Genomic DNA, 26,944 nt, shown 5'->3' with positions numbered 1-26,944 from the left:
AAAGGCATGCAAAATGATTAAGCGGGGGCTATAGAATGGATCTCCATATTCTGGTGTCCATGGTCGTGTGGACGGTGAGCGGCGCTGTGTTGCTGTTTGTACTGATGTATATAGATTCACTTTTTACTCGTTATAACGATATAGAAGAGTTAAAGGCTGGAAATATGGCGGTGACTACACGGTTTGTAATGAAGCTTTTAGCTCAGGCCTTCATTTTATCTTCATCGATAGCGGCTTCTAATAGTTTGTTAGATGCGTTGCTGATTTCGTTGGTATCATTTTTGCTTTTGTTAATTTTAGAAAGAACAGTTCGACTTCTACTAGCAAATTGGGGGAAGCTGGATCTGGATCATGGTACACAGCTTGGTAAAATCGGATATGGCCTGCTATCAGGTTCACTGCAAATTACGGGTGCTTTAATTATTACTGCCTTTATGTAGGAGGAACGATCAAGTTGAGTATGTGGAAACGTATAGGTAACCTTTTCTCTAAGCCAGCGCCTCAGGAAGTTCAAAAAAGTATGCTTAATTTGTCTCCCGGAGACATTTGTGAAGTATCGCTTGTCACCTATGAAGTTACTGGCCGGACACATAATCGGGGCCGTAATGCTGTAGTTCTGACCCTTAGAGATGGAAGCCAGATAGCTTATCTTCATATAGAAGAGCGGGAACAGCTGCAATATGGATTGTACAGACCTATCGATGGGCGGTTAGATAATCCTGCTGAGGTTCCAGCAACGCTTGAGCTCGACGGCTATACATTTTTCCTGGAGGAAGAATATGAAGGTTTTGTTGCTGTTGCAGGTCAGACTCCATTTATGAACGGTGGAGAGCAGCATGTGTGGCAATATCAATCAGATGATTCACGTCTACTGCGTGTAGAGTGGCAACATGGACGGTTTATGCTTTATGAAGGGGAGAAAATAATCCCTGGGGATGTAAAGGTAATTAGAGCATCCTAGACTAGTAGAGAAGTAACGGGTCACTATACCGGAAAAAATATTGTAGAAAAGGCTGCTGCCCATAAACATGGATGGTGGCCTTTTGTGTTTATAATTTTACTTCAAGAGGTCTCATGTTAAAATAATACCTATTACTGCAAAAATCGACGTTTCAGAGCGGAGGTCTTTATGAAGGATAATAAATTTCAGCGTGAAGCACTGCAAGTAAAAGAAGCTCAGGCCAAAATAATCAAATATGCCAATCCGCTAGAATCAGAAGACGTATCGCTGGATGAGTGTTGTGGACGTTATTTGGCTGAAAAGGTGATTGCTCCACACCCATTTCCTGCGTTTAATCGTTCGAGTATGGATGGATATGCGATTATCGCGGGGGATACCCGTAACTGTGTTAATGGACAAGTGGTATGGTTAGAAATTGTGGATAATATTCCGTGTGGCGCAGTGCCTGCGGTAGATATAACTCCGGGAACAGCCGCAAGAATTATGACGGGTGCACAAGTACCGGTTGGTGCAGATGCTGTGGTGATGCTGGAGGTCACGGAGAGACGTGAAGAGGAAGGAAAGACTTACGTTGGTATTCGAAAAAAATTAGAAGCAAACAGCAATATCACACCTCAAGGTTTCGAATTAAGCCAAGGTGATCTTGTATTGCCTACAGGAAGGTTAATCTCTGCGGGGGATATAGCTGTTCTTGCAGCGTTTGGATTACATACCGTGAAAGTCTATCGTCGTCCCAAGGTAGCCATCTTTGCCACAGGAACAGAGCTGCTGGAAGTGCATGAGCCGCTGGAGCCTGGCAAAATCCGCAATAGTAACTCCCCTATGCTAGAAGCTCTAGTCAAAGAAACAGGGGGGGTTCCAGTAATGTTAGGCTCTATTGTGGATGATCTGGAGCTGGCTAGAAGTAAAGTACAGATGGCGCTGGAAACTTATGATTTTGTGATTACAACGGGTGGCGTTTCTGTGGGGGATTATGATATCATGGGCGACTTGGTTCGCGAACAAAGTGGTAATATGTTGTTCAACAAAGTGACGATGCGTCCGGGAAGCGTAACTACTGCTGCGGTTAGAGGGGGTAAGCTGCTGTTAGCTTTATCAGGAAATCCGGGGGCTTGTTTCGTTGGGTTTCAACTGTTTGCACGACCTGTGATTTCACTGATGCAAAGTTCTTCTAAGCCTTTTTTACCGGAATGGAGCGCTACACTCGGCACAGATTATAAAAGAGTGAATAATTTTACTAGATTTGTGCGAGCTCGGTTAGAAATTAAAGACGGCAGCCTGTTTGCTTATCCGGCACTCATTGATGAATCTTCCGTAACGGTCACGATCAAGGATAGCGACTGTTTGATAGTTGTACCCCCAGAAGAAAAGGGGCTATCCGCCGGAGATAAGGTAACAGTGATCAAACTGCCAGGAGAGATTCGGGGCTAGATGTGGAGGGTACTCTGGCCATCGATGATTAAAAGGTATTTGATATCCACGCACGTACGGAAATCAACATATAATTGCTGGGTCAACGGAATTATTTCCAACATTTCAACATATGAAAAATTCACAATAGACAAACAAAAAAACAGTTTTCGCGCTAACCCAATAGTCGCTTACAACCGGTTTAAAGGGAGATTTTACCCCAGAAACTAGAATAAGAAAACCCACTTGCGTACCGTAAGTGGGTTTTTAGTGCAACAATAAAAGGGTTAGGGGTGCCCGCCGGTTGTACTCAAATTTGAAAAAAAGCGAGAATGAAATGTCCGGGTAGGCGACACTATCATAGCAATTCTCCTATCGGAAGAGTCGCTGCTCTGCTGGTTGGAGTTATTAGCCTGCACCACTGCCGAGATTAATCCCCCGCGGATGCTTAAGGACTCAGATGATCTTATTTGTTTATTTATCACCTTTTAAGCGGGGTTTCGGACCTCAGCGTCGCTATTTCATAGAATGGAGCTCATATTTACGTATTTCAGGCCAATAGCGACCTTGGGGTCCGTTAGCCACCCAAATGTGAGATAATCCTGCGTTTAAGGTCCGCTGAGACCGATAACAACTCTGCACTAGCGAAGAGCGGCTACTCATCCGAAGTATAACTCCCCTTGGTGATGATTAATTATCGGTACGCCGTTCGATCGCCTCGGACATCGTTTTATCCGTTAGATGAGCGTAGATCTCAGTTGTTTCGGTGGATGCGTGCCCGAGCTGTTCCTTCGTTTTATAAATATCATTTTGCAGATAATAATCTGTTGCAAAAGAATGACGCAGCTTATGAACCGTAAGATACGGTTTACCAAAGCGTTTAGCGTACTTAATAATCATTTCTTGAATCGCACGTTTGGTCATACGTTTGCCTTCTTGACGCCCGTTAGGGAGAGAGATAAACAAGGCTTTTTCTCTCTTGGGTGTTTTGTAGCGAGATTGGCGCAGACTAAGATAAAGAGCTAGATCATCTTTAGCTTGCTCTCGAAAATAGACAGGTGTCTTGAACGTTTCGTCATTATTCCCTTTGCGGGTGACATATAGCAGCTTGTTGTTAACATCCAAATCGTCTACGTTTAGATTGACTACCTCAGACACACGCAGGCCAGAGTTCAGAATTAAGCTGGCAATACAGGCGTCGCGCTCATGATTTAATTGAAACGAATAATAAGCCTGTTTGTTACCTTCCACATCCCGTCCATAACCTTCATAAATGTACCCCACAAACTCCAGTAATTCCTCATCTTCCAAAATCTTACCCTTTAACTTAGCGGCAGTATCCTTTGGCTTATGTGTTCGTTTGACCTCAACCTTAGCCATAATGTTGCGTTTAAGCAATGGATAAAAGTTCTCATCCTCGGCGATTTGACTTAAATAATGAAATAAGGAGCGTAATGCAGATAACTTACGGGATACAGTAACTCGAGTGTTCGTTCCCTCGGCGCGAGTAGTTAGATGCAACCGATATCCGACAATACTGTCCATATGTAGGGTTTCCAATTCTAGAAGTGTGATCTCGGTATTTGAGCCGGCTTGAGATAAGCCCTCTGCACGCAACCAGCCGAAAAAAGATTCATAATCCCGGATATACTCCAGCAGTGTGGAAGGGGAGAGATCAGGGCGTTTATAATCAATAAACTGCTGAACGAACCAGGGCATGAGGGGTAGCTTTTGATCAAGTTTTTTACGGTCATCGTTCTTTTGAACGCTCATGTGATTCACCTTTTTCCATAGATTGCATAAAATCTCTTCCTTCTATCTTAACATGTTTTGTCCCGGATTGGACTTCGAATGAAGGGGAAACTAGGTCCGAGCCTTGCTCCTGATGCCGCTAAGCTTTATGATGTGAAGTAAACATAAATGTCAGAGGTGCACATAATGAAACTTGAAATTGAGCTGGTTCCCAAAGAACGTAAGCATACTATAAGCAGATTAATGCAGTTCTACCTATATGATTTCACCCGTTATTTAGAATTTGATGTCAATCAAGACGGGGTATTTCCGGCCTATCCGGGACTAGAAGCTTATTGGAGTAGCGGAAATAATAAATTCGCATATTTGTTTAAGGTGGACGGGCATATTGCTGGTTTTGCTTTGGTGGACAGGTTATTGCGTAATCCTGAAGGCCAGTTTTATATGACTGAGTTTTTTGTGATGCAAAAATACCGCCGAAGTGGTGTAGGTACATGGGCTGCGCATAAGCTCTTTGATATGTACTCTGGGGAATGGAAGGTTTCACAAGTCCGTGCGAATATACCTGCTCGTGATTTCTGGCATAAAGTGATCGGGGACTATACCCATGGAGAGTTTCAAGAGCGCTTTAATCCACAGCAAGGCAACCCCAGCCAATACTTCAACACATTAACTATTAATAGGATTAAGAAATAAAAACCGTTATATTGCTGGTTTCTTTTAGCTATGGAGCTTGCTACTAACGGCAAATGGATTGAAAAAGGGGCTAAGCGAGTGAGCGCTAGACAGTAGAGAATGACAAAGAGAGCGTCAAGACGGAAGGTCAGGAAATTGTGATTTTTTATAAAACTGGCTAGCTATTAAGAACATATACGAATTGTGATGTAGGGAGCATCTTATGCTCTCTATTGTAGTTAACATAACATTTATTATGTCAACCTATTAAACCATTCACCATAAAAAAGGTCGTTGGTTTATTTTTTGTGTTCAAAATACCCAGTCAGTGAGGGCAATATTGCATATCTTATGATGTACTCAATTACAAAGGAGGAGTCAACAATGGGCGAATTTGCAGGAGGATACGGTGGTTTCACTTCCACAGGAGCTATTCTGGTTCTGTTTATCCTGTTGGTTATCATTACTAAAACCCTCTGTCTGTAATCCTTTAACTTCACAAATTAAAGGTTCCGTCAGTCTAAATGACTGGCGGATTTTTTATGTCCGATATGTACATTGGGGGAGGAGAATACATGTGACTAAGGAGATTGACATAAAATAATTCAAAATATATATTAAACAATGTTCAAATATTAAACGGTGTTCAATCCACAAGGAGACGAATTTATGACTAAAGAACAACGAAAAGTACGTGAGCGTGAAGAAATGAGAAATCTGATCCTGCAAAATGCAGCTTTATTGATTGCCGAAGAGGGAATAGAGAAGCTGTCTATCCGAAAAATCGCTGAGAAAATCGAATATTCACCGGGAATTATTTATCATTATTTTAAAGGCAAAGAAGAGATTATCGAGAACTATTTGCAACAAAAATATACGGATATGCTTTCTGAGCTTCAGTCTGTGCAACAAGAGGTACAGCAGGAATTACCTCCAGATACACTTTTAAAACGATCATTGGAGAAGTTCATCAGGATGTCTCTTTCTATGGGTGTAGAATACCGGAATGTCATGCTAAACGATGCACCGGCTGTTCTTAGTTACACGGCTGTTCTATTTAGAGGAGCTGCACAGGAACGTAAAGCGATTGGGATGCTCTGCCAGGGCCTGCTCAGATTTGAAGCACAAAAAAACCGTGAAGAAGCTTTCGTAGAACTCACAGCTCAGGTGATATGGAGTGCAGCGTTCGGTTTAATTATGCGGTTGCTTGTCGAAAAGGATCTGCCTAATGATCAGGTCGAAGCTCTGATTTCATGTCATTTGGATTCAATGGTTGCTATTGCCTCCAGGTGAAATCTAAATATTTTCATGGAGGAGGGGGAGGGTGTTATAAAACATATAAGGAAAGTCGTAGTGCTGTCGGTGTTGATTTCGGTTATTGCAGTGTTTGCAACAGCAGTTGGGTTGTTTTCAGATGGGATAAGTGATGGAACAAAATATACTTTCACGTCAATATGGGGCGAGGATGTAAAGCTTCAGGGGTCAGGAGTGTACAGCCATGATTCTGTCTCTGCGGCGGCACAAGCTAAAGCACAGGATGGAGTTACATTATTTCTTGCCATACCTTTACTGCTCAGTTCACTCATCATGACAATTAAAGGCTCGATAAAGGGGAGGATGCTCCTTACGGGTACTCTGGGGTACTTTTTATATACTTACGCATCCTACAGCTTTCTGACGATGTACAATTCATTGTTTTTAGTTTATGTGCTGTTGTTTTCTTTAAGTTTTTTCGCATTCATCCTAGCCTTATTTTCCTTCGACAAAGAATCCATTCATACATACTTTAAAAACAGTTTACCTTCTAAAGGAATCGGCTTTTCCCTAATGGTTATTGCTTTTATGATTTTATTGCTCTGGCTAGGGAAAATACTGAATTCACTACTGGGGGGAACACCGCCACAAGGGCTAGAGCACTATAGTACGTTGGTAATTCAAGTTTTGGATCTTGCGATCTTAGTCCCATTAGCAATTGTAACGGGGATTATGGTCATTCGTAGACAACCTTTTGGGTACCTACTGGCAACTGTCGTTGTTTTTAAAGGAGTTACATTACTGCTAGCAATTACGGCAATGCTGGTGGCAATGATCTATAGCGGTGTGGCTGTGTCTATAGCCGAGTGTGTAATTTTTCCGACGATGACTGTAGCTATTGCTGCTTGTATGGTTATTTTGTTAAAGCATGTACGTGAACCCTTAAGATAATAAGTGACCAGCAAGCGGCAGGGAGTGATTAGAATGAAGACAATAATTATGTATACCTCGAAATATGGGTGTGCGGAAAAAGCGGCTTATTTATTAAAATCTCAACTGGGCGAAGAAACCGAAGTAGTTAATTTGATGCATGTTAAAGAGCCGACACTAGAACGATATGATACGGTCATCTTAGGAGGATCTGTTTATTATGGAAAAATCCAAAAACAAATGACTGATTTTACAACAAAATATCAAAATGAACTAGGGAAAAAACGAGTAGGATTGTTTGTTTGTACAGGAGCAACAGGTGAACAGGCCTCACAAGAATTGAAATCTGCGTTTCCAGAAGTGTTATATGACCAATCGGTGACGAAAGAAGTTTTTGGAGATGAGATCTATGAAGAGAAGCTAACTTTGCTAGACCGGTTTGTACTGCGGATGGTAAAAGGAAAAAATAAGAACGTAAATGGGTTATCAAAAGAGACGATCGAGCGTTTTGCTCTTGCTATGAAAAGGTTGTGAAAGTGAGTGGACGATCGAGCTTCTGAACGCACTTCGGATTATAGTTAACATAATTATGATTATGTTAACTATAATTTGACAATCAAAAAAAGTAGTCCTTCTTGTGAGAAGAGAGTAACTTCCTCGTATTGAGTCTCTGTTCATCGAAACATGAAAAAACCCTACAGAATCGTGCAGATAAAGTCGGGAAGATAAAAACCATCTCTGATAACCTTATAATTAACGAGGGGAGGCAACGTCATGGATACGCTGGTACAACTGAACAAAGCAATAAGCTATATTGAGGAGAACCTAACAAATCCCATTGATTATCAGGAGGTTGTGAAAATAGCCTGCTGTTCGGAATATCATTTTACTCGTATGTTCTCCTTCCTAGCAGGCATTACTCTGTCGGAATACATCCGGCGTCGACGTCTAACTTTGGCAGCACTCGAGCTTTCACAAAGTAATATCAAAATTATCGATGCTGCTCTGAAGTATGGTTATAATTCGCCGGATTCCTTTTCTAGGGCTTTCCATAGCATGCATGGGGTTAGTCCTTCGGAAGCTCGGGTCCATGGACATTCCCTTAAGGCATTCCCTCGGATGTCGTTTCAGCTGACTATCAAAGGAGGAAATGAAATGAATTACCGGATTGAAAACAAAGAGTCTTTTCGCATCGTGGGTATAAAAAAACGGGTTCCAATCATTTTCCAAGGGGTTAATCCGGAGATTGCATCGATGTATGAAGGGTTGACGCCGGAAATGATTGATGAGATGAAGAGATTTTCTGATGTTGAGCCCTCAGGATTTATAAGCGCCTCTACAAATTTCTCTGAAGGACGTATGGAGGAAAAAGGAGAGTTCGATCATTATATTGGCGTTGCCACTACGAAAGACGCATGGAATGGCTTGGATCAGCTGGAAGTGGCGGCCTCTATGTGGGCTGTATTCACAGTCGTCGGCTCTTTTCCGAGTGCGCTACAAGAGATCTGGGGGCGAATATATTCGGAATGGGCTCCGTCATCGGGATATGAGCTAATTAAAGGGCCTGAAATTCTATGGAATGAGCACAAAGATATCACATCGCCAAATTTTAAAAGTGAAATATGGGTGCCTATCACTAAGAAATAAAAGAGTTTGGTTGGACTATTGAAACTGAGCGCTGAATATCCTTTCACAACGAAGCTGCCGCGAAAAATCATTCCGGTAGCTTCGTCAAGCTATAGGCAGGATATTTCGAAAATATTGTAGAAGTACAACCTATCGTGTTAATGACAGAACGGGAAAATCATATTGACTCCGCATTCATGAACCTTTTATAGAGGACATGAAAGGTCTGCAACATACATTCGGCGGCATTCTTGGAGAATTGCAAATGCTTGAGAAGCTGGGAAGCTGGAGCACCAACGAAATACAGACTCCCGTAAGAAACAATGAGGGTGAACTTATTACGATCATTGAATACGAAGGTGAACTGCTAAACTGCTCCGTCCTCACCTGGTTGGATGGAAGAGACATGAATATGAATGATGTTAACAATCTTGAACTGGTAAAAGAACTGGGATCGCAAATAGCAGAACTGCATACTTTTTTTCGGCAGTACGAACATTCAGGTATGGAGATTCGCCCGAGTCAAGGCAAAGCTTATAATGAACGGATGATCCGTGTGATTCATTCGGGTGTGAAAAAGAATTTATTTACGCCTTCTGATGCTAATGTCATTGAACAAACGCTGCAATTGATCAACTCCCGGTTAGATGACCATGGCGGGGAGGCTGGCCCGGACCTTATTCATGGGGATTTGTGTATGGGTAATATCATCATCACAACCGAAGGAAAGGTGCGTTTTATCGATTTTGGCTTTTTCGGAAAAGGTTATGCTTTACTTGATGTAGCCATGGGAGCTATGATGCTGCCTTCCGATCGAAGAGATACTTTCCTAAAGGGTTATTACAGAGAGTGTGAAAATACAGCGAATGATCTACTGCAGTTGGAAGGGTTAATGTTGGTCGCTATTATTGGGTATTACGTGTTCCAGATAGAGAATGTACATGTTCATGACTGGATGCGTGAAAGAATGCCCAAATTATGCGCTGAGTATTGTCGCCCCTTCCTCAATGGTGAAAGTATATTTTATAAAATATGAAATGGAACGTTCAGGGTTGAACTAACGAGGACTGGTATGTTTGATAAAAATTGATTATAACCGTTTATCACCAAACGTGTTATCAAAAAAAAAGTAAAATAATACTGTTAAGCGCGATGGCTGTCGATTAGCATTTATTTCGATTATATTCTAACAAGGAATGAAAGGGAGAATGGTATTGATTGAACATAACAATCTTGAAGAATTTCAAGATCCGGTAAATTACGATCTTGAATTTGACGGTGAAATGGACAAATATCAGTTCTATCTTGAGCTTGCCAGATCGAGTCCTGGGGAAGTGTTGGAACTTGCTTGTGGTACAGGCTTAACAACGATCCCCCTCTCGAAAGCCGGTTTAACAATGACGGGTGTAGATATCTCTTCAGCGATGATTGCATATGCGCGGTTGAAGGCGAAAGGGCTGACTGTTACTTTTATGGAAGGTGATGCCCGTACCTTCGAATCGGACAAGCGATTTTCGATGATTTATTTGACTGGTAATGCATTTCAGGCATTCTTAAGTGATAAAGATCAAAGCGATTTGCTCACGACCGTTCACAAACATTTACAAGCCCATGGAATCTTTGCATTTGAGACCCGAAATCCGGAGGGAACGGATTTATCCGATCAAGAGGAGACAGAATGGGGAGCATTTATTGATAAGGATGGAAATAACGTCAAGGTATCAGGCACCCAATGTTACGATGCTGGCCAGCATATCATGCATTGGGTCACGATGCGTGATTGGGGGTATAAGCGAACGACTTCCCGAATTGCTTGTCGGTTCACGGATCCGAATACGCTACATTCTTTATTAACTCGTCACGGCTTTTGCGTCGAACATCAATATGCTGACTGGGATAAAACGCCGTTTTCTCCGTCATCTTCATCTATCATTAGTGTTTGTAGGAAATGTTAGGAGAAACGTAATGTATTGCGATAGAAAAAATCTAAGGTGACGCAATTGTATTAATTGAAAAGGATGGATAATTCAATGAATACATTTAACTAACGGGAATTGATAGTGGTTGCTTCTGCAGCCATTTTTTTTGCTTAACTAAAGGGTGGGATAAACCAGCAATAATCTTAGGTGAAAATGAAATTAGAGTGGTTATTTTATTTATCCTATTTATTCCTATATTTTGTGTTGTAATAAAGCATCAGGTTTTGTGAAAAGTAGAGGAACTAAATAGAAGGGAGAGATGAAATGATAGAGTTATCTAAAGGAGAGTACGCTCACATTCTGCCACTGCTGAAAAATCTAGCGTATGAACCTGTGTTTGCATATTCCGTAATTGAGCGTAATCAGTCTGGAAAAGTGTTTGTTGATCGCAGAGAAAATCCTACTTGCGGTCTAATTATCAATTTATATGGACAGTATCTTTTGACTGGCAGTGGCGACAATGAAAGCTTCATGAACGATGTGGTTGAATTTTTGCTAAATGATCAAAATCATTCAATTTACTACGATCTTTATGTTTCAACGCCGGATTTGCTTTTTCAAATTGGCGATAGGCTAGCGGGAAAGACTGTACTATTGTACCGTTCTTCTTTTACGTTCGAGCTATCCCAATTCCAACATCTAAAAACCCTTAACTCATCGCCAGAACAATTTGTAATGAAACGTATGGATGGCATTCTGTTCGATAAATACAAAAATGAAATGGACGCTTCTTATGACTCGCTATGGAGTTCGGCACAAAACTTTATAGATAGAGGGTTTGGATACTGCCTAGTGAAGGATGATCAATTTGCAAGTGTTTGTAATTCTTATTTTGTAGGTCGAGGGTATGCGGATATCGATATTGTAACCGTGGATGAATACCAGAATAAAGGGTTAGCAACACTTACGGGTACGGCATTTATAGAACATTGTTTGAACCACAATCTATTGCCGAATTATAGTTGTGACGCTGGCAATGAACGATCGATACAGTTAGCGAAAAAGCTAGGATTTGCAAAAAAAATTGATTTTTCCATGTTATGGTGGCATCAGGATCAGAGTATAATAAGTGATTATTTGAAAAGGTTCAATTATTCAAACACTTCAAAAGACAAATGAGAAACATAATGAGATTGAATTAAGCGAATGGTACATGATGGTAAAATAAGGAATTAATGGAGGCTGTCGGCGAACCTGTTTCGGCTGAGCTCTATAAAAGAACGGGATGAACGCATGTATCGGATGAAGAAAGAAGTTCTGCTCAATAAATAAAAAAGAAGTCGACCCTCTCGTTGGTCGGCTTCTAATTGTTCTATTGCGCGGTCAGGATTTGTGGTCCTTCAGAGGTGATGGCGATCGTATGCTCGTATTGGGCGGCGAGCTTGCGGTCCAGCGTCCGGGCGGTCCAGCCGTCCTGATCAATTGTCATGTTGTAGGTGCCTTCAGTGATCATGGGCTCGATCGTGAATACCATGCCTTCCTTGATGCGGGGGCCTTTGCCGGGCTTGCCGACATGCATATAGGTCGGCTCCTCGTGAAGGTCACGACCGATGCCATGAGCGAGAAGGTCGCGCACGACACCGAAGTTGTTCGATTCGGCATGCCGCTGGATTGCGCTCGTCACGTCTCCGAGCCGATTGCCGGGCTGTGCCTGCGCGATGCCGAGGTCAAGGCACTCCTTCGTGACGCGCATCAGCTTCTCAGCCGTCGGTGAGATCTTCCCGACCGCATAGCTCCAGGCTGAATCGCCGAGCCAGCCGTCGAGCTCCGCTACCGTGTCGATCGTCACAATATCGCCTTCCTCAAGTGGCTTATTTGTAGGGAAGCCATGTGCAATTACGTCGTTGACGGAGGCACAGGTCGCATATTGATAGCCATTGTAACCCTTCGTGTATGGTTTGGCGCCGTGCTTCAAAATAATATCCTCGAATATGCGCTCAATCTCGTTCGTTGTGATGCCCGGTTTGATGAGCGGGGCAATTGTGCGATGGCATTCGGCCACAACCTGGCATGCCTTGCGTATGGCTTCGATTTCATACTTGCTTTTTAAGATAACCATGTTTGTATTAGGACTCCTTTGTAATAGCTTGCATCGCGAGCTGGGCAATTCGATCGATGTCCAACTCGGAAGTGTTCGCATAGTAGTGCAGACCGCAGCAGCTGACCAACACGGCAAGCATAAGGTCGACGCTGTCGTCTTCGCGCTGGATGATCGATTGGAGTGGAACATACAGTCTTTCCGTGAATCGTCTTTTGGCAGGATGCCGATCTTTCTCTGGCAAGCCTGTAAAATGTTCCGCTGCCATTTTGTAGACGAGATATGCGCGGGCATCTGACTGCCACAACCGGAGTAACGTCTTGCAATACGGTAACAACTGCCTGTCGTCAGGGGTGTCCCGGCTGATGTTCGCCCATTGAGTCAGGGTTTGCTCACATCGCTCGAAGCCGCTGCTCAGCACATCTTCTATTAGTAAATGCCGGTTGGGGTAATAATGGTATACCGTGCCATAACCGAGACCAGCCTCGCGGGCGACGTCGCGAATATCAAAGCTTCCGCCCGTACGGAAGTAGGTGCGCGCGGCGAAGTCCAGGATTTGTTCCCTGCGCTGCATGCGTATGAGCTCATTTTGTTCTTTGGTACGGGGGCACATGGGCGCGTTAACCTCCTTTTTATAGACCTGCAAATTTGTCAATGTAAAGAGTGTAACGCATGAGGCGGAGAAATGCAATTGTTTGTTGGCGTTCGATGAAAACAACAAGGACACCATCATTGCGTCGTTAAAACGAAAGATGAAGAAGCTCGAAGAAGAAAATAAAAAGTTGCGAGAACAACTTAAGTTTTCCTATGCGGATGTCTATCAAAGGATTCGAGGGAATGACTGTTAACTTATTCACTTACGGGCAGCTTAGTTTAAGATCAGACTCGGTGAATCGTATCATAAATAGGGGCAAGTTTAACCCTTGAAACCAGTGAGCTAGGATCAATTTCGTTTCGAGCTAATGTAAATAGTAGCCGTTATTTTAAAATATGCGACAAGAATTGCATTTAAGGAAACAATATTGTATGATTTTGGTGTGTTAAAAATTGGAAAATTTAATCGTCATTGTGTGGACAGTACGTAAACTACTTCAGCAGTTAATTATGGCGTAACCAAAGTTTCTTATACTCATTAACTAAGGAGAAGCAGCCTTGCGTAAGAAGAAATATGTTAGCATTGCCTCAATTACATTGGTTGTGATTATGGTCGTTCTATTCTTCAGTATGAAAAATGTTCTTTTCGACGGCTCTTCTAACAAATCAGAGGAACAGGCCGCCACAACAACCAGTGAGATGATTAACGAGACAGAGAAACCAGCCGCTACAATAACGAATAAGGTAACCAATGAAAAGAAGAGCGTAACCGCGATGGAGGCACTGCGCCTTGGGTACTCAGAGGCGAAGAAGCTGACGGAAGAAGAGCCATTACTTATTAACATAACAAGCACGGATGACACTTCTGTTTCCCAGGAACGAACCGATGGTTCGGATGGAACAAGAGATGCTTGGAATCTCGAATTTGGCAGCAAGAAAGGGAATGTTTTTATTTATATCAAGATCGATAATGGAATGGCCATTAAGACTGATGTGAAAAGGCACGATAAGAATTTACTTGTAAAAGGACAGTATGCGATATCTGATATTCAAATCGATTCTTCCGATGCAGTTAAACAAGCTGTTGAGAGACTGGGGATGAAACCAGGAAATCCTGCTATAGCTGATGACTGGATCAAGGGGTATCATTTTACTATCAGCGGGTATAATACTGATCCTAACTCCTCCAAAACACGTCTGCTGCTAAGAGTTATGGGCATCTCGCCGAATTCTCCTAATCGTGAGAATGACAGTTTGAGAATGAGCGCTTTCTTTGATGTCAAAACAGGCGAATTGATGAGCGCTACCGAGATGACAGGCTTCGACAAGGATGGGAATACCATGTGGAAGGATATTGAGCTTAAATACTGATGAAGGCATAAATATATGAAGAAGGAAGATATTTTCATAAAAATACAACATATTACCAAATAAAGAGTTATTATTGATGGAACTTACCGTGCGTTACTGCTCATGAGCAGACGCATGGTAAGTTTGTTTTTGTGTAAAGGCGTTATTAACTGTCTACTTGGTAAAGGCTATACGCATCACTCAAGTTTATTGAAACTGGAAATATCCATTCTTCCAGGTGATGTATATGCTGTGTATATTCTTTAGTCCCCTGAACGGCGGTTAGGGCAATTGGAACCTAGCGGATCAAAGAAAGAGCATTCTGCAAAGGATGGCCCAAAAACTTACCGTTACAAACAGCGCGGTGAACTGTATCACAAGTTGTGGTAAAGTAGATTGTTGGGTTGAGCTAAGAGCAGCAATGTTAAAAATTGCAGATTGTTGTTTATAGATTGCTAAGTGAGGATTGAAAGGCTGAAAGATTGATGAATAAAGGGATGCAGGCGATTCGCAAAGTAAATAATTTAGTGCGATCCTAATAAAAGATGAGGTATATGTGATGCCAAAAAACGATAATATGCTGGCAATCCTATGGATGCTGAATTCGGGTGTTAAAATGACCGCAAAACAAATATCCGAAAAGTTAGAAATAAATATAAGGACAGTCTATCGGTATATTGATGCGCTAAGTGCCAGTGGAGTGCCTATAATATCCGACACTGGTCATAATGGCGGGTATAGCTTACTGAATAATTTTATCAGAGCACCTCTGCTATTTGATATTGAAGAAAAAAAAGCACTTCTTCATGCTGCTCTTTTTGCAGAAGAAGCCGGATACCCTTTGAGTGAGGCTTTAGGTAATGCGACATCCAAATTGAAAATGTATTCGAATCAGGAACAGGAAAGTGTTCTCAGCCATCATTTAGCCGGATTTGAAGTTATAAACCGTAGGGGAGACCCTTCTATTCAGCCAGTATTGGCGGAATTGGAGCAAGCTGTAGCAAACGAATTCTCTGTAGAAATTGATTATCACACACGCCGTGATGATCAACCCAAGACTAGGGTGATAGATCCCTATGGAATGGTGTACTGGAACAATAAATGGTATATTGTTGCATTTTGCCACCTGAGAAATGAGATCCGCAGCTTTCGGGTAGAACGGATTTTACAAATCAAGCGGACTCAAAACATATTTAAACGTTCCGAAGATTTTTTGGCTCGGGAATTTTTTTTGCGAAATCTATTACCTGATTTAGTCGGCAAGGACGGGTTAATTGCTTTAATTATCGAAGGTAGGTCAGAGGCGTTGGATGACTTATGCCTGCATTGGTTTTTGGGGCATCATCTGAAAGAACGTACATCAAATCAAGCAATCTTTTTACTTGAGGAAAAATCAATTCATACCTATGTTCCTAATTTTCTCTTATCCTACGGGAAATCCATTCAAGTAATCGAACCACAGAGTTTGAAGGAAAAACTTGTTGGTGTTGTGTCGGAGTTAATGGAATATTATCAACTTTAAAAACTTTACTGACAGCGGATGTCAGTGAAGTCATTTTATAATGATGATAATCATTGATTACCGAAGGTTGGTATCACTTGATGAATTGTAAAATAGGGAGAACTTACAAATGAATAATACGGTATATCTTTATGTGTTTGACACAATGGCAGACTGGGAAATAGGTTACTTAACTGCCGAACTGAACTCGGGAAGATATTATAAAAAGGGGCTGGCCCCATCAAAAATAGTTACCGTGGGAATTGATAAGACTCCAGTAACTACAATGGGCGGATTGAAAATATTGCCTGACATCAAATTGGATGATTGCAGTATTGAAAGATCCGATCTATTGATTTTACCCGGTGGAGATACATGGACAGAAACCATTCACCACCCCCTCTTAAAAATCGCTGAAAGGTGTTTAAGGGAAGGTATATGGGTTGCAGCGATTTGTGGTGCTACAATGGGACTTGCCCAGACAGGATTGCTGAATTCACGTGGGCATACAAGCAATGATCTGGAATACCTTAAAATGATCTGTCCCACTTATACAGGAGAAAAGTATTACAAAATGGAGTCTGCTGTAACTGATGGAAAACTGATCACCGCATCTGGAATAGCTCCGTTGGAATTTTCTGCACACATCTTGAAAGCTTTGGATGTGTTTTCTCCAAAAACATTAGACGCCTGGTATAGCCTTAATAAGACTAGTGATTCTAAATATTACTATGAGTTGATGAATTCAATACAATAAAAGATATGGGAGTATCAGGTAAATATACAAGAATGGAACACCCAACGACTTTACATCTATTACCCCATATATAACAGTGTGTTATATATGGGTAAGGACAAGATGCCGTATGAGTAACAATGCGATTTAAAATATTCGTTCCACAGAAATCCTAACGGAGTACGATAGTTAAGCATAAAGGGTTCCACATATTAGTCATGACTAATATGTGGAACCCTTTATTATATCTGACTTTCCTAAATCTAGATCTTGATAAATTGAAAAATAAAGTTGTAGACTGCACGCTGGCGTTAAGTTGTCTAAGAATACATTTGGATAAAGTGGGAGATATTACTGAAAACTTCTCCAGATGGGCGGTTATTATGAAAAAAATACTGATATCATTTTTGGCGATACTTATTTTTTCCACTGTTACAGTAGAGGCTGCGCCTGAATACGCAAAATGGGGCAAAATTGCAGTAGAGGAAACACAAAAACGATACAATGCAGTCATAATTGATTATAAGCACATTGGTCGTACTGAACTAACACCTAAAAAGTCTGAAGAGAAATTCAAACTATGGATTAGAAGCAAAGCAGGTAACGAGTTTGGAGTTTTTGTATCGATCCAATTTGACCCGCTAACTGATACAATCCAATCGATTCAGTTTTCCGAAACTAATCGTTAGATTTAATAAATCTCGCGATTACGCTAATGGGGCACGATAGCACAATGACAACAGGCTGCCGAGATCATAGGCAGCCTGTTCAGCTAACTTATCCTCTAATTGAACTATCTTAATCCCAAGGATGAAATCCCTCCAAAATGCTGTGAAATAACAGCTTTTTATGAACAAAAACTAAGCATAGCGTACCAAAAAGGACTGAATTTACTACTTTATTCTACAATTTCAACATATGAAAAATTCACAATAGAAAACTCAAAACCTATTCCTCTCCCTAGCTACTATCCACTAATTCTACAAATTCTACGCCCATACAAACAAAAACCATGAAAAAGGATATCTACACCAACCCTTATGTTTAAACAAGCTTTTTTTCTATTTTTATTGCTAATTCCATAGCTTGTAAGGCATAGTCTAACTCGATTATTGATGTAGAACCCTCCTCTAAGCATTGGAGAGCATGCGTAATACTCTTTTCAAAAGGATTAGCTTGTTCTAACAAAAGTTGCTGTTTACCTGCAGAGGTATATTCAATTAATGATCCTTCAACCGTGCCGTTCATGTCGTCACTTTCTTGATAGACTAGCTTTCCTTGTTCAAAATAAGCCTCATACCCTACGGAAAAAGGATAACCAGTTGGCATTTGTGAGGATACAACGATCTCTGCGGAGACATTCGTTTTCTGAAAATGGGTACGCACTAAAGCTTGTTCACTTCGTCCACCATCGGTTCCCCACACAAAGTATTCTTCTAACGATCCAAGCAGCCACGTTACAAAATCAAGTTCGTGAATCATCAGATTTGTGGAGATAGAATGAAGTCCGAGATCCCCCCAGAGAGGAGACGTTTCTCTTTTTAAGGTGAAGGCTAAAAGCTTTCCATATTTCTCATTAGAAGTGGTTTCGTATAAATATTTGTACGCAGGATCAAATTTAATAAATTGGTTCACGAGAATTCGTCTGCCATACAATTGTTCTGCTTCCTTCATCGCAAGGGCATCTTCAATGGTAAAGCATACGGGGGTTTCACAGAATACATGTTTTCCATGCTTAAGCGCCTCAACGGCATACTGTCTATGTAAAGTCACGGGCAGACAGATATCGATCACATCAATCGTGGTATCAAGCATGATATCCTCTATATTTGTGGTAATCTCAACGCCTAACGTTTGTTTTAAATTTTGCAGCTTAGCTTCATTTCTACCATAAACAATAACTTTGTCTACACGCTCATTTTTCGTCAATAATTCTGCATGATAAGCTCCGAACCCTGTTCCTAATACGGCAATTTTCATATGTTTCAGCTCCCTTTATGTAATGAACTAATCATAACCTGTTATTGTTGACAACATCATGGCAAGAATTTTGAAGTATACTAGATAAAAAAGAAAAGCTCGGAGGTTCTCATGCGCTTGCATCGTTTGATTGCTATTTTATTATTAGTGGAATCGAGAGGGAAAATGAAGGCTAATGAACTAGCTCAAGCCTTGGAGACCTCTGTACGTTCAATCTATAGAGATATTGATGTGCTAGCTGAAGCTGGAATTCCTTTGTTGTCTATGTCGGGGCCCAATGGTGGCATCTCCTTAATGGAGGGATACACAGTTAACCTGAAGCAGTTACATGGTGAAGATGTAATCAATCTATATTTAACAGGTATGGGCATCTATTCTGGGGGCCATTCTGAATCGGGTCTTAAGCTGAAAACGACGCTGTTGAAATTAGAAAAAACATTGCCCGCATCCTACCAACCTGACATTCAGAAAGCGCAAAAACGCTTTTATTTCGATGACACACCTTGGTGGACAGAACGAATAGAAATTCCCTGTCTGGAATCTATTCGGACAGCTGTTTGGCGATCTCAGAAACTACAGATTGCGTACCAAAAGGTTAGCGGAGAAATATCATGCAGGAAATTACAGCCCTATGGTCTTGTGGTGAAAAAAGAGGAATGGTATCTTATAGCCTACTGTGAAGAAGCTAAGCACATCCGCACATTTAAATGTGAGCGAATTGCCTCTACGCAGCTTGTGGAAGAAGAGTACTCTATACCTATGGATTTTTCATTAGAAGAGCACTGGAAGCGGCAGGGACAGGTTTTTAAGCAAGCTTGTAAAGAGGAAGAGGTCTATCCTGTTGTGATTAGAGCCGATAAGAGAACAAGGTCTTCTTTATCTCAGCTAGAGGTCATGGAAATGAGGGAAGAAGGGGATGCATTCATTTTAAAGGTGAATATGTTTGGTTATGAAAGTGCATGTGCTAATATCTGGAGCATAATAGGACATTCCGAAATCATTGAGCCCTTAGAGCTAAGGCAATATGTGAAAGGTCAGTTGAGTTTTCTGCAGGGAATATATGATTAACCGTTTTTTCTATGTAAAAGAGACCGTAGCTATTGCATATTCTGCAAAGATACGGTCCCGATTTTCTGATAAATGAATTAATTCATATAGTTAGTTAACATAATAATGATTATGTTAACTAAGGTGAGTATGATCCAGTAAATGACATATTTAATTAGATAAGTTATCCTTTTATTGCTCTAGTTTCAACACCAAGTGTTAATTTCTCTCTGGCAACAAGTCTTTTGTGCGCTACGAGAAGAAAAGGAAGACCAAAAGCTGTTGTTAAAGCCAACGGTACGAAGATCGCAAGGCCATTCTGAGCGCCATAATGGTCTAACAACACCCCGCCGAAGATAGGTGCCATAACACTCCCTAAATTATTAAAGCCAATCGTACCAAAGTACGTCCCTTTCATTTCAGGTTTGGCAATCCGATCGATCAACATATCCATCATCGTAAAGAGTAAGACTTCCCCTATAGTGAACAGAACTACACTGATCATTAATAGAGCCACACCACCAGCAAGCCCCACTAAGAGAAGACTAAGTGCAACGCAGATATTCCCAAGGATTAAAGGGACAATCGGCGGGAATTTACTTGCCGTTCGTACAATGGGGTACTGCACTACTAACACTGTTATAGCATTCAGTGACAACATATAGGAGAATAATTGCCCACCATTGGTGAAATGCGTATTCATCGCTAAATATTGAGCCATTGTTGAGCCGAAGTGACCGTATCCTAATACACAAAAGATGGTACCCAGGAGTACAGGTAGGAACACACGATCTTTACCGGTGATTGTCAAAGCTTCGAGTAAACGTGGTGCTTGAGCTTGTGTACGGGCGGGCATGCTTGAACGATGTGCCTTAAATTGCATGAATAATACAATTCCATATGCAACATATACGATTCCTGCGATTAGAAAAGGAAAAGTTGATTCCGCAGAGCCAAGCTGTAGCCCAATGATTGGACCAAATACTACACCAAGATTAATTGCTGCATATCTAAGATTAAAGACAAGCAGCTTACTCTCGGGTGGTGTAATATCGGACAAAAGTGCCCGTGAAGTAGGCTCGAATACAGATCGACATAAGCCGTTCAAGGTGTTCACCAGGAAAAATACCCATAGATGTTGAGCCACTGAGAATCCGAAGAAGACGGCTGCCCAGCCAAATACCGAGATTAACATGACGATTTTGCGGCCAACAATATCAGAAATATAACCGCCATAAAAACTGGCCAATACGCCTGCCAGCGAGCTAACCGCGACCGTAATCCCTGTTTGTGTCGGGGAAGCTCCGAGAACTTGGGTTAGATAGATGGATAAGAACGGGATGCTCATCGAGGTCACCAGACGTCCGAACATGGTGCCGATGATAATTGTCCAGGCTAGTGGGTGAATGTGCCTTAGATGCTGATTCATAATGATTACGATCTCCTAGTCTTATTGCTCTAATATTGTTGCTGCATATTCCTTGTTGATTTATGTATAATTATAATGATAAAAGGGGGAAGGAAAAGTGTAAGAATTACATTGACCATTTCACCTTTAAAGGAGTGAACCATTTGGACCAGATAAGTAATCATTTTTTATGTTTAGCAGCAGGCGTTACTAGTTCGTTCAAAGTGAATGAACCTGTTCCTGTGACGATAGATTTATTGGCTTCGATCCTGATTTGCACTCCACGTAATGTTAAATTCGTGCTGCGGAAACTGGAAGAGCAGGAATATATTCAATGGCAGCCGGGGAGAGGCAGGGGGCATATCTCTCAACTTACTTTTTTAAAAAGTATTGATGAGGTATTCGAGGATAGCTTTCAGGAGTTAGTTAGTAAAGGCAAGATAAAAGAAGCTATCGAATTGATGAGCAGCGATCAGGTGACCGGTCCCTTAAAGGAACGATTGTTAACGATGTTAAATAAACAGATGGGTTTCCGTAGTGAAGCAGAGTCAACCTCAGGGCTGGACGTCCTGCGGATTACCCGTAACCGGCATATGGAAGTACTGGACCCTGCTTATGTATACACCGCTTTTGAATCCTATTTGCTGGGTCAGATCTATAGCACACTAGTTACTTATGACGCAACGACCGATACCTTTCTTCCTGGTTTGGCCCATATGTGGGAAGCTAATGAGGGCCATACAAGTTATATTTTTTACCTCCGTAAGGGGGTGCGCTTTCATCACGGAAGAATCATGACCTCGAGAGATGTAAAAGAGACGCTACAACGGCTTATCGACTTGAACAGCCCTGCGGTTAGCCTTTATAAGGATATCGAACGAGTAGAGGTTGAAGGAGATCATCGAATCCGGTTTGTGTTGTCACGTCCAAATCTCTTTTTTCTGCATCTGTTCAGTTGTATTCACATGTCCATTCTCCCTTACGATATAGACATCACTAGTGAAGTAAGCGGTACAGGTCCCTACCGTTTATTGGATCTGAATGAGGATGTTTTGGTGCTCGCAGCTTTTGATTTTTATTTCGGAATTCGGCCGCTTCTGGATCGTGTTGAGATTTGGTATTTGCCAAAAGAGGCTTCTAATGAACGCCAATACCAGCTGCCAGATCCTGAACATGGGGAACTTTTACCTGATATCATCAGCAATCACAGTATAGATTACCCGGCCTTAGGCTGTAGATATATTCTGTTTAATTTTCATAGAGAGGGAATTCATCAGCAGCTATGGTTTCGCCAAGTCATCCGTATCCTTTACAGTCGAACGGCTTTAATAAAAGAATTGGGTGGCAATCGTATCACTCCAGCAGATAGCTTTTTGCCATGGGAGAGCAGTAAGAGAGAGCTTCTAGATCCAACTTTGGAACATGCCCGAGCGCTTTTAGCGGAAAATGGGTATCAGGGAGAAGTCATTACTTTAGCAACTAAGGATAAAAAAGAAGAACGAGAAGAAGCGTTATGGCTCCAAACACGCGCTGCCTCCGTAGGTTTGCAAATTGAGTTATATTTTTTCAATGAATTTAAGGCAGATCATATACAGACAACAGCCGAGATCCAGCTTGCTGAAGAGGTTTTAGAAGATGATTGGCAATGGGGAATGATTAACTACTTTAATAATAAATCTAATTATTTATTCTCTTTGCTTAGAAAGGACCAGATTTCATTGTTTTCGAAGGTATTAGGTCCTTTCACAGAATCTCCAAAGGATGAACGGGTGAAACTACTGAATCAAGCAGAGGAGATTCTTCGAGACAATTACTGGGTGCTACATGGCTGTCATATGAATAAAAAAGCTCAGCTAAATCAAAGCCTGTTTGGTCTGCACACCGGTTCCTTCGGGTTTCTGGACATCTCTAAGTTATGGATTAAAACTAGGCTTTAAGGTTTTCTTTTGTTATACTTTCCAGGGAGGCTGTATCGATAGAATCGAATGGCGCTCTAGATGGATCAGATTTATGAATAGTAATTTATTTGTAGCCATGGAGGTGAACTCGTTGGATTTTGCTCAGATCCGTATGGACCGAGACAAAAGAACGGTCGATACTTGACTCTTTTTTTGCCATTCGGACCTGTTTAGCGGATAAGCTAAGCGGTCTTTTTATTTGTTAAAAATTAGGTGAAAAAAGGGGAGACTTACATGCGTTTTCTATTCGTGGGTGCAGGAGCTATTGGTGGTTATTTTGGAGGACGTCTGGTTCAAAAAGGGGAAGATGTAACTTTTCTAGTCCGTTCTACTAAACAAAAGCAGTTAGAAGATGAGGGTCTGGCAATAAAAAGTGTGCATGGTGACTTTCAGACTCCCGTTAGGACGATTACATATGGGGAGAAGGCAGCGCATTTTGACTGTATTATTATTGCAGTGAAGGCCTATCATTTGCCTCAGGTGATGATGGATCTTACCCCTTTCGTCGGTGAACAGACTATGATTCTCCCGCTCCTTAATGGGTATAAACATTTTGGTATTTTGCAGCAGCATTTTGGAGCAGAAAAGGTACTGGGTGGTCTTTGTTATATCGAGACAACGTTAGGTTCTAATGGAGCTATCATACAAAGTAGTTCTTTTCATAGTATTGTGTTTGGTGAATGGGCGGGTGGGGAGTCAGAACGAACGCAGAAACTTCTCAGTCATTTGGATAAAGCAGGATTCACTGTGATACTAAGCTCTGATATTCAGCACGAAGTGTGGCAGAAATATATATTCGTAGCTAGTTTAAGCGGGATTACAACTTTAATGGATAGCTCGGTTGGACCCATTTTAGCCTCATCTACAGCGCGTACTATTTATGAACAGCTTCTGAATGAGATCGTGAGTATAGCGCAAAGTGCAGGTATGCCTGTTGGAGCAGATATGGTGACTGCCACGATGCAAAAGATGGATTCGGTACTACCCGAATTTACTTCCTCTATGCATAGGGATATGCTAAAACATCTGCCAGTGGAAGCTGAGCATCTGCATGGTGCACTTTTGGCGATGGCTGTATCTGGTCAAGTTGTGTATCCTATTCTCGAAACCGTATATGCCCGTTTGAAAGTATACGAAAGCGTTAATGATATGAGATGATCTGTATAAAATTACTTTAAGGAGCTGGACGATTATGAAGGAACTGAATCAAAAGATAATGACATTTCTAATGTTCGAAGGAAAGGCTGAAGAAGCTATGAATTTCTATACTTCTTTATTTGATCACTCCGAAATCATCAGTATTAAACGTTATGGGACAAATGAAGCAGGCCCTGAAGGGAGTGTCATGCAGGCTACTTTTTCATTACATGGACAAGTCTTTATGTGTATAGATAGCTACGTGAAGCATGGATTCACCTTTACTCCAGCGGTATCCTTATATGTGAATTGTGAAAGTGAAGCCGAAATTGACCGCGTCTATGCTGCATTATCCCAGGGTGGACAGGTGCTCATGCCACTAGGCGAATATCCATTCAGTTCGAAATTTGGCTGGGTAGCGGATCAATTTGGTGTGTCATGGCAATTAAATCTTTCGGGGAATGTGTAATCGATTGATGTGTTGCACGGTCAGATAATATTCTGTATCACAAGGGGCCGAGTTCGTCTGTAAAATGACGTACTCGGCCCCTTAGTGTTCAGGCAGCGGAAAGGTCTGAGGAATCTTCTGATTTTAAATTACGATTGCAGCCCGCTTATGACTAATGAAGAAATTCTCTCGGCGACTTCTTGTTGATTTATAGTATTATTCCCTGTCACCCATTGATAGACACCTTCATGGATCATTTGTGCGATGATCGGTACATAAAAGCTTTTCCCGTGATCTGGGTAGATATCTCCTAAAGCGTTAGATAAGTGAACCTTCAGCTCATTTATAATCTTCTCTTTCAATTGAGGGACAACCATCCCTATATAACTGCTGCGGCATTGTATGTTTGGTTGCTGATAGAAATCGAATACCGATAATACGAGTTGAGTGATGCCTTCTTGATCGAATTTAATTTCACCTTCAGTATGTTTTACAATAGCAGCGGATGCCGAATCACCCATAATATAATCCAATAATTCATATTTATCATTAAAGTGTGCATAGAACGTGGCTCGATTAACTTTAGCTCCCTTTGTTATATCGACGATTGTTATTTTCTCAAAATCCTTCAGGGAAACTAACCGTAAAAAGGAGTCAATTAAAGACTGTTTAGTCTGTGTCAGCCGAATATTGTTTACTTTAGTAGCCATTACTTCACTCCTACCCAACAATTTAGCAATCTTGTTGCTATAGCAACATTTGCAGGTTGATTGTTGATTGATACATTAAATTAGTAGCTGTATATTAGCAATTAAAGCAACAGCTGTTACTTTAATATATCATAGAAAAGGAGTTCATCAAAAATGAGAAATATTGTTATCGTGGGTGCAGGGCCTGGGTTAGGATTGTCTCTAGCTAAAAAATTCGGAGTTAATGGATTTAGGGTGGCTGTCATTTCACGCAATCCCGAGAAATTATCAATGATCATTAGTGAACTTAAGAAACTTAATATTGAAGCACAATCTTTTGTAGCGGATGTGACAGATTTAGCTGCTCTAAAACAAGTCTTTCAAGCGATAATAAAAGAGTTTGGTTCAATCGATGTACTAGAGTTCAGTCCGTATGCAGGGTGGGATAAATTCACTCATGTGCTGGAAACTACACCTCAAAGTGTGTTGGAACAAATAAACAGTTACTTGCTGCCCGCCGTTCTTTCGGTTAATGAAGTATTACCCGATATGATCCATAGAGGATCAGGAGCCATTCTTTTTACCACTGGTATTTCTGCTATGTTCCCTTTGCCTTTTGTAGGAAATGGCGGCATTGTTATGTCTGGTATACGAAATTATGCTACTGCGTTACACAATGAGTTAATAGATAAAGGAGTATTTGTCGGCCATCTTTCCATAGGGACAATGATACAAGCAGGAACAGCTGGTGATCCTGATGTTATTGCAGAGACTTGGTATAGCTTATATGAAAAGCAAGATAACTTTGAGGAAGTATTCCCTCTAGGATTGGATCCGACCCATCTTCCAAATTAAAAAACTAAATCTTATTTGATTAGCAAGTCGCCTTAATGGCGGCTTTTTATCCTATTAGAAGACATATCTCTCATCAGAGTGAAGCAGGATTGAAGGTCAGATGTGAATGGATTTAATTACATTGCTGAACAACGGTTGTGCGTTCATTAGTAATCGTGACTTTGGAATGACCTGATAAATATTCGGTATAACCGCACACGGTTTGTTCTTTAGACTGTCCGTTAGAGTTGGTATATCGAAGATATATAGCACCTTCACCATTTAAACTCAATTTTGGTTTGAATTTTTTCTTTTGTCCTGCTTTTATTGGACTTGTATACAATTTCTTTGAATCCGCACCAATTAATCCTACTTCGATAGAGCTAATATCAACATCAGATTGATTATCTACGATGACTGAGAAGCTTTTAAACGGACTCAGAAGATTTGATATCGTCCCTACACCAAGAGCAACTCCACAAGTAATCAGAAATATCGTAATCCCTATAAAAAATCGTTTTCTCATTCTTCAGTCCCCCTATATAAGTAAGACAGGGGTTACTTAAAAAATGTTACAACAAGGAGAAGTTAGTTATAAAAATTCATTACCAAATCAAGCGTGGACTTGCATGTTATT

Annotated in this window: 28 protein-coding genes; 21 read left to right on the top strand and 7 right to left on the bottom strand. The window is 41.2% G+C overall.

Going from position 1 to position 26,944, the window contains the following annotated elements:
• Window positions 1–35: 35 nt before the first annotated feature.
• The 3 genes from MKY54_RS17155 to glp all read left to right on the top strand — a co-directional run bounded on the left by MKY54_RS17155 (window position 36) and on the right by glp (window position 2,392).
• Window positions 36–440 carry a DUF350 domain-containing protein gene (locus MKY54_RS17155; protein ID WP_036687618.1) on the top strand — a complete coding sequence of 135 codons (405 nt, stop codon included), beginning with the start codon at window positions 36–38 and terminating at the stop codon, window positions 438–440.
• Window positions 441–454: 14 nt separating this feature from the next.
• On the top strand, window positions 455–961 hold the full coding sequence (locus MKY54_RS17150) for a DUF4178 domain-containing protein (protein WP_076130052.1): 507 nt from the start codon (window positions 455–457) through the stop codon (window positions 959–961).
• A gap of 168 nt (window positions 962–1,129) precedes the next feature.
• Window positions 1,130–2,392, top strand: a complete 1,263-nt coding sequence (gene glp / locus MKY54_RS17145) for a gephyrin-like molybdotransferase Glp (protein WP_339187253.1) — start codon at window positions 1,130–1,132, stop codon at window positions 2,390–2,392.
• A 669-nt stretch (window positions 2,393–3,061) separates the two neighbouring features.
• On the opposite strand, the gene xerS is transcribed toward glp, so the two are convergent.
• Window positions 3,062–4,144 carry a tyrosine recombinase XerS gene (gene xerS, locus MKY54_RS17140; RefSeq protein ID WP_076190208.1) on the bottom strand — a complete coding sequence of 361 codons (1,083 nt, stop codon included), beginning with the start codon at window positions 4,142–4,144 and terminating at the stop codon, window positions 3,062–3,064.
• 165 nt (window positions 4,145–4,309) lie between these two features.
• Here xerS and MKY54_RS17135 point away from each other — a divergent pair, with 165 nt between their 5' ends.
• The 9 genes from MKY54_RS17135 to MKY54_RS17095 all read left to right on the top strand — a co-directional run bounded on the left by MKY54_RS17135 (window position 4,310) and on the right by MKY54_RS17095 (window position 11,706).
• Entirely contained in the window at window positions 4,310–4,819 is a 510-nt protein-coding gene (locus MKY54_RS17135) for a GNAT family N-acetyltransferase (RefSeq protein WP_076184408.1), read from the top strand.
• Window positions 4,820–5,182: 363 nt separating this feature from the next.
• Window positions 5,183–5,284, top strand: a complete 102-nt coding sequence (locus MKY54_RS17130; protein ID WP_197069683.1) for a sporulation protein YjcZ — start codon at window positions 5,183–5,185, stop codon at window positions 5,282–5,284.
• Window positions 5,285–5,467: 183 nt separating this feature from the next.
• Window positions 5,468–6,091 carry a TetR/AcrR family transcriptional regulator gene (locus MKY54_RS17125; RefSeq protein WP_076277031.1) on the top strand — a complete coding sequence of 208 codons (624 nt, stop codon included), beginning with the start codon at window positions 5,468–5,470 and terminating at the stop codon, window positions 6,089–6,091.
• 60 nt (window positions 6,092–6,151) lie between these two features.
• Window positions 6,152–7,003 carry a hypothetical protein gene (locus MKY54_RS17120; RefSeq protein ID WP_339187252.1) on the top strand — a complete coding sequence of 284 codons (852 nt, stop codon included), beginning with the start codon at window positions 6,152–6,154 and terminating at the stop codon, window positions 7,001–7,003.
• A 33-nt stretch (window positions 7,004–7,036) separates the two neighbouring features.
• Complete coding sequence (locus MKY54_RS17115; protein WP_339187251.1) at window positions 7,037–7,516, top strand: flavodoxin domain-containing protein; 480 nt, start codon at window positions 7,037–7,039, stop codon at window positions 7,514–7,516.
• A 240-nt stretch (window positions 7,517–7,756) separates the two neighbouring features.
• Window positions 7,757–8,629: an AraC family transcriptional regulator gene (locus tag MKY54_RS17110; protein ID WP_076220205.1), complete on the top strand. Its 873-nt coding sequence runs from the start codon at window positions 7,757–7,759 to the stop codon at window positions 8,627–8,629.
• A 196-nt stretch (window positions 8,630–8,825) separates the two neighbouring features.
• On the top strand, window positions 8,826–9,644 hold the full coding sequence (locus MKY54_RS17105; protein ID WP_339187249.1) for an aminoglycoside phosphotransferase family protein: 819 nt from the start codon (window positions 8,826–8,828) through the stop codon (window positions 9,642–9,644).
• Between the two features lie 178 nt (window positions 9,645–9,822).
• Complete coding sequence (locus MKY54_RS17100; RefSeq protein ID WP_081392544.1) at window positions 9,823–10,563, top strand: class I SAM-dependent methyltransferase; 741 nt, start codon at window positions 9,823–9,825, stop codon at window positions 10,561–10,563.
• A gap of 288 nt (window positions 10,564–10,851) precedes the next feature.
• Window positions 10,852–11,706: a GNAT family N-acetyltransferase gene (locus tag MKY54_RS17095; RefSeq protein WP_339187246.1), complete on the top strand. Its 855-nt coding sequence runs from the start codon at window positions 10,852–10,854 to the stop codon at window positions 11,704–11,706.
• Window positions 11,707–11,899: 193 nt separating this feature from the next.
• Here the strand turns inward: MKY54_RS17095 and map are convergent, their stop codons facing one another.
• Complete coding sequence (gene map, locus MKY54_RS17090) at window positions 11,900–12,646, bottom strand: type I methionyl aminopeptidase (RefSeq protein WP_076302587.1); 747 nt, start codon at window positions 12,644–12,646, stop codon at window positions 11,900–11,902.
• 7 nt (window positions 12,647–12,653) lie between these two features.
• On the bottom strand, window positions 12,654–13,358 hold the full coding sequence (locus MKY54_RS17085; protein ID WP_339187243.1) for a TetR/AcrR family transcriptional regulator: 705 nt from the start codon (window positions 13,356–13,358) through the stop codon (window positions 12,654–12,656).
• A 419-nt stretch (window positions 13,359–13,777) separates the two neighbouring features.
• Between MKY54_RS17085 and MKY54_RS17080 the strand changes: the two genes are divergently transcribed.
• The 4 genes from MKY54_RS17080 to MKY54_RS17065 all read left to right on the top strand — a co-directional run bounded on the left by MKY54_RS17080 (window position 13,778) and on the right by MKY54_RS17065 (window position 17,495).
• Window positions 13,778–14,590, top strand: a complete 813-nt coding sequence (locus tag MKY54_RS17080; RefSeq protein ID WP_076302586.1) for a hypothetical protein — start codon at window positions 13,778–13,780, stop codon at window positions 14,588–14,590.
• Window positions 14,591–15,128: 538 nt separating this feature from the next.
• On the top strand, window positions 15,129–16,091 hold the full coding sequence (locus MKY54_RS17075; RefSeq protein WP_076302585.1) for a YafY family protein: 963 nt from the start codon (window positions 15,129–15,131) through the stop codon (window positions 16,089–16,091).
• A 109-nt stretch (window positions 16,092–16,200) separates the two neighbouring features.
• Entirely contained in the window at window positions 16,201–16,827 is a 627-nt protein-coding gene (locus MKY54_RS17070) for a type 1 glutamine amidotransferase family protein (protein ID WP_339168073.1), read from the top strand.
• Window positions 16,828–17,024: 197 nt separating this feature from the next.
• Window positions 17,025–17,495, top strand: a complete 471-nt coding sequence (locus tag MKY54_RS17065) for a DUF3889 domain-containing protein (RefSeq protein ID WP_256715986.1) — start codon at window positions 17,025–17,027, stop codon at window positions 17,493–17,495.
• 355 nt (window positions 17,496–17,850) lie between these two features.
• Here the strand turns inward: MKY54_RS17065 and MKY54_RS17060 are convergent, their stop codons facing one another.
• Window positions 17,851–18,786, bottom strand: coding sequence for a Gfo/Idh/MocA family oxidoreductase (locus MKY54_RS17060; RefSeq protein WP_076279340.1), 936 nt, complete (start codon window positions 18,784–18,786; stop codon window positions 17,851–17,853).
• A 111-nt stretch (window positions 18,787–18,897) separates the two neighbouring features.
• Here MKY54_RS17060 and MKY54_RS17055 point away from each other — a divergent pair, with 111 nt between their 5' ends.
• Window positions 18,898–19,854, top strand: coding sequence for a WYL domain-containing protein (locus MKY54_RS17055; protein ID WP_339187239.1), 957 nt, complete (start codon window positions 18,898–18,900; stop codon window positions 19,852–19,854).
• Between the two features lie 163 nt (window positions 19,855–20,017).
• On the opposite strand, the gene MKY54_RS17050 is transcribed toward MKY54_RS17055, so the two are convergent.
• Entirely contained in the window at window positions 20,018–21,262 is a 1,245-nt protein-coding gene (locus tag MKY54_RS17050; RefSeq protein WP_076126732.1) for an MFS transporter, read from the bottom strand.
• A 143-nt stretch (window positions 21,263–21,405) separates the two neighbouring features.
• Here MKY54_RS17050 and MKY54_RS17045 point away from each other — a divergent pair, with 143 nt between their 5' ends.
• From MKY54_RS17045 to MKY54_RS17035, 3 genes are all read left to right on the top strand, one after another.
• Window positions 21,406–23,178, top strand: a complete 1,773-nt coding sequence (locus MKY54_RS17045) for an ABC transporter substrate-binding protein (protein ID WP_248548704.1) — start codon at window positions 21,406–21,408, stop codon at window positions 23,176–23,178.
• A 255-nt stretch (window positions 23,179–23,433) separates the two neighbouring features.
• Window positions 23,434–24,357, top strand: coding sequence for a ketopantoate reductase family protein (locus MKY54_RS17040; RefSeq protein ID WP_339187236.1), 924 nt, complete (start codon window positions 23,434–23,436; stop codon window positions 24,355–24,357).
• Window positions 24,358–24,391: 34 nt separating this feature from the next.
• Window positions 24,392–24,805 (top strand): VOC family protein, encoded by a 414-nt coding sequence (locus MKY54_RS17035; protein WP_076126726.1) that lies wholly within the window; start codon window positions 24,392–24,394, stop codon window positions 24,803–24,805.
• Between the two features lie 128 nt (window positions 24,806–24,933).
• On the opposite strand, the gene MKY54_RS17030 is transcribed toward MKY54_RS17035, so the two are convergent.
• A complete protein-coding gene (locus tag MKY54_RS17030) occupies window positions 24,934–25,494 on the bottom strand; it encodes a TetR/AcrR family transcriptional regulator (protein ID WP_339168062.1) in 561 nt (186 codons plus the stop codon).
• A 153-nt stretch (window positions 25,495–25,647) separates the two neighbouring features.
• Between MKY54_RS17030 and MKY54_RS17025 the strand changes: the two genes are divergently transcribed.
• Window positions 25,648–26,328, top strand: coding sequence for an SDR family NAD(P)-dependent oxidoreductase (locus MKY54_RS17025; RefSeq protein WP_076306019.1), 681 nt, complete (start codon window positions 25,648–25,650; stop codon window positions 26,326–26,328).
• Window positions 26,329–26,440: 112 nt separating this feature from the next.
• Here MKY54_RS17025 and MKY54_RS17020 read toward each other — a convergent pair whose 3' ends face one another.
• Complete coding sequence (locus MKY54_RS17020; RefSeq protein ID WP_339187231.1) at window positions 26,441–26,833, bottom strand: hypothetical protein; 393 nt, start codon at window positions 26,831–26,833, stop codon at window positions 26,441–26,443.
• Window positions 26,834–26,944: the final 111 nt, after the last annotated feature.

The sequence above is a fragment of the Paenibacillus sp. FSL P2-0121 genome (assembly GCF_037975345.1).
In the GTDB taxonomy this organism is placed as follows: domain Bacteria; phylum Bacillota; class Bacilli; order Paenibacillales; family Paenibacillaceae; genus Paenibacillus_AQ; species Paenibacillus_AQ odorifer.
Note: the sequence above shows the minus strand (reverse complement) of the source record. Positions and strands in the feature narration are given on the sequence as shown.

What these genes read in the sequence shown, in the direction of transcription:
- MKY54_RS17155 (WP_036687618.1), top strand. Translation starts at nt 36, where the DNA reads ATGGATCTCCATATTCTGGTGTCCATGGTCGTGTGGACGGTGAGCGGC.
- glp (WP_339187253.1), top strand. Translation starts at nt 1,130, where the DNA reads ATGAAGGATAATAAATTTCAGCGTGAAGCACTGCAAGTAAAAGAAGCT.
- xerS (WP_076190208.1), bottom strand. Translation starts at nt 4,144, where the DNA reads ATGAGCGTTCAAAAGAACGATGACCGTAAAAAACTTGATCAAAAGCTA.
- MKY54_RS17135 (WP_076184408.1), top strand. Translation starts at nt 4,310, where the DNA reads ATGAAACTTGAAATTGAGCTGGTTCCCAAAGAACGTAAGCATACTATA.
- MKY54_RS17130 (WP_197069683.1), top strand. Translation starts at nt 5,183, where the DNA reads ATGGGCGAATTTGCAGGAGGATACGGTGGTTTCACTTCCACAGGAGCT.
- MKY54_RS17125 (WP_076277031.1), top strand. Translation starts at nt 5,468, where the DNA reads ATGACTAAAGAACAACGAAAAGTACGTGAGCGTGAAGAAATGAGAAAT.
- MKY54_RS17115 (WP_339187251.1), top strand. Translation starts at nt 7,037, where the DNA reads ATGAAGACAATAATTATGTATACCTCGAAATATGGGTGTGCGGAAAAA.
- MKY54_RS17110 (WP_076220205.1), top strand. Translation starts at nt 7,757, where the DNA reads ATGGATACGCTGGTACAACTGAACAAAGCAATAAGCTATATTGAGGAG.
- MKY54_RS17105 (WP_339187249.1), top strand. Translation starts at nt 8,826, where the DNA reads ATGAAAGGTCTGCAACATACATTCGGCGGCATTCTTGGAGAATTGCAA.
- MKY54_RS17095 (WP_339187246.1), top strand. Translation starts at nt 10,852, where the DNA reads ATGATAGAGTTATCTAAAGGAGAGTACGCTCACATTCTGCCACTGCTG.
- map (WP_076302587.1), bottom strand. Translation starts at nt 12,646, where the DNA reads ATGGTTATCTTAAAAAGCAAGTATGAAATCGAAGCCATACGCAAGGCA.
- MKY54_RS17085 (WP_339187243.1), bottom strand. Translation starts at nt 13,358, where the DNA reads ATGATGGTGTCCTTGTTGTTTTCATCGAACGCCAACAAACAATTGCAT.
- MKY54_RS17075 (WP_076302585.1), top strand. Translation starts at nt 15,129, where the DNA reads ATGCCAAAAAACGATAATATGCTGGCAATCCTATGGATGCTGAATTCG.
- MKY54_RS17070 (WP_339168073.1), top strand. Translation starts at nt 16,201, where the DNA reads ATGAATAATACGGTATATCTTTATGTGTTTGACACAATGGCAGACTGG.
- MKY54_RS17065 (WP_256715986.1), top strand. Translation starts at nt 17,025, where the DNA reads ATGACTAATATGTGGAACCCTTTATTATATCTGACTTTCCTAAATCTA.
- MKY54_RS17060 (WP_076279340.1), bottom strand. Translation starts at nt 18,786, where the DNA reads ATGAAAATTGCCGTATTAGGAACAGGGTTCGGAGCTTATCATGCAGAA.
- MKY54_RS17055 (WP_339187239.1), top strand. Translation starts at nt 18,898, where the DNA reads ATGCGCTTGCATCGTTTGATTGCTATTTTATTATTAGTGGAATCGAGA.
- MKY54_RS17050 (WP_076126732.1), bottom strand. Translation starts at nt 21,262, where the DNA reads ATGAATCAGCATCTAAGGCACATTCACCCACTAGCCTGGACAATTATC.
- MKY54_RS17040 (WP_339187236.1), top strand. Translation starts at nt 23,434, where the DNA reads ATGCGTTTTCTATTCGTGGGTGCAGGAGCTATTGGTGGTTATTTTGGA.
- MKY54_RS17035 (WP_076126726.1), top strand. Translation starts at nt 24,392, where the DNA reads ATGAAGGAACTGAATCAAAAGATAATGACATTTCTAATGTTCGAAGGA.
- MKY54_RS17030 (WP_339168062.1), bottom strand. Translation starts at nt 25,494, where the DNA reads ATGGCTACTAAAGTAAACAATATTCGGCTGACACAGACTAAACAGTCT.
- MKY54_RS17025 (WP_076306019.1), top strand. Translation starts at nt 25,648, where the DNA reads ATGAGAAATATTGTTATCGTGGGTGCAGGGCCTGGGTTAGGATTGTCT.
- MKY54_RS17020 (WP_339187231.1), bottom strand. Translation starts at nt 26,833, where the DNA reads ATGAGAAAACGATTTTTTATAGGGATTACGATATTTCTGATTACTTGT.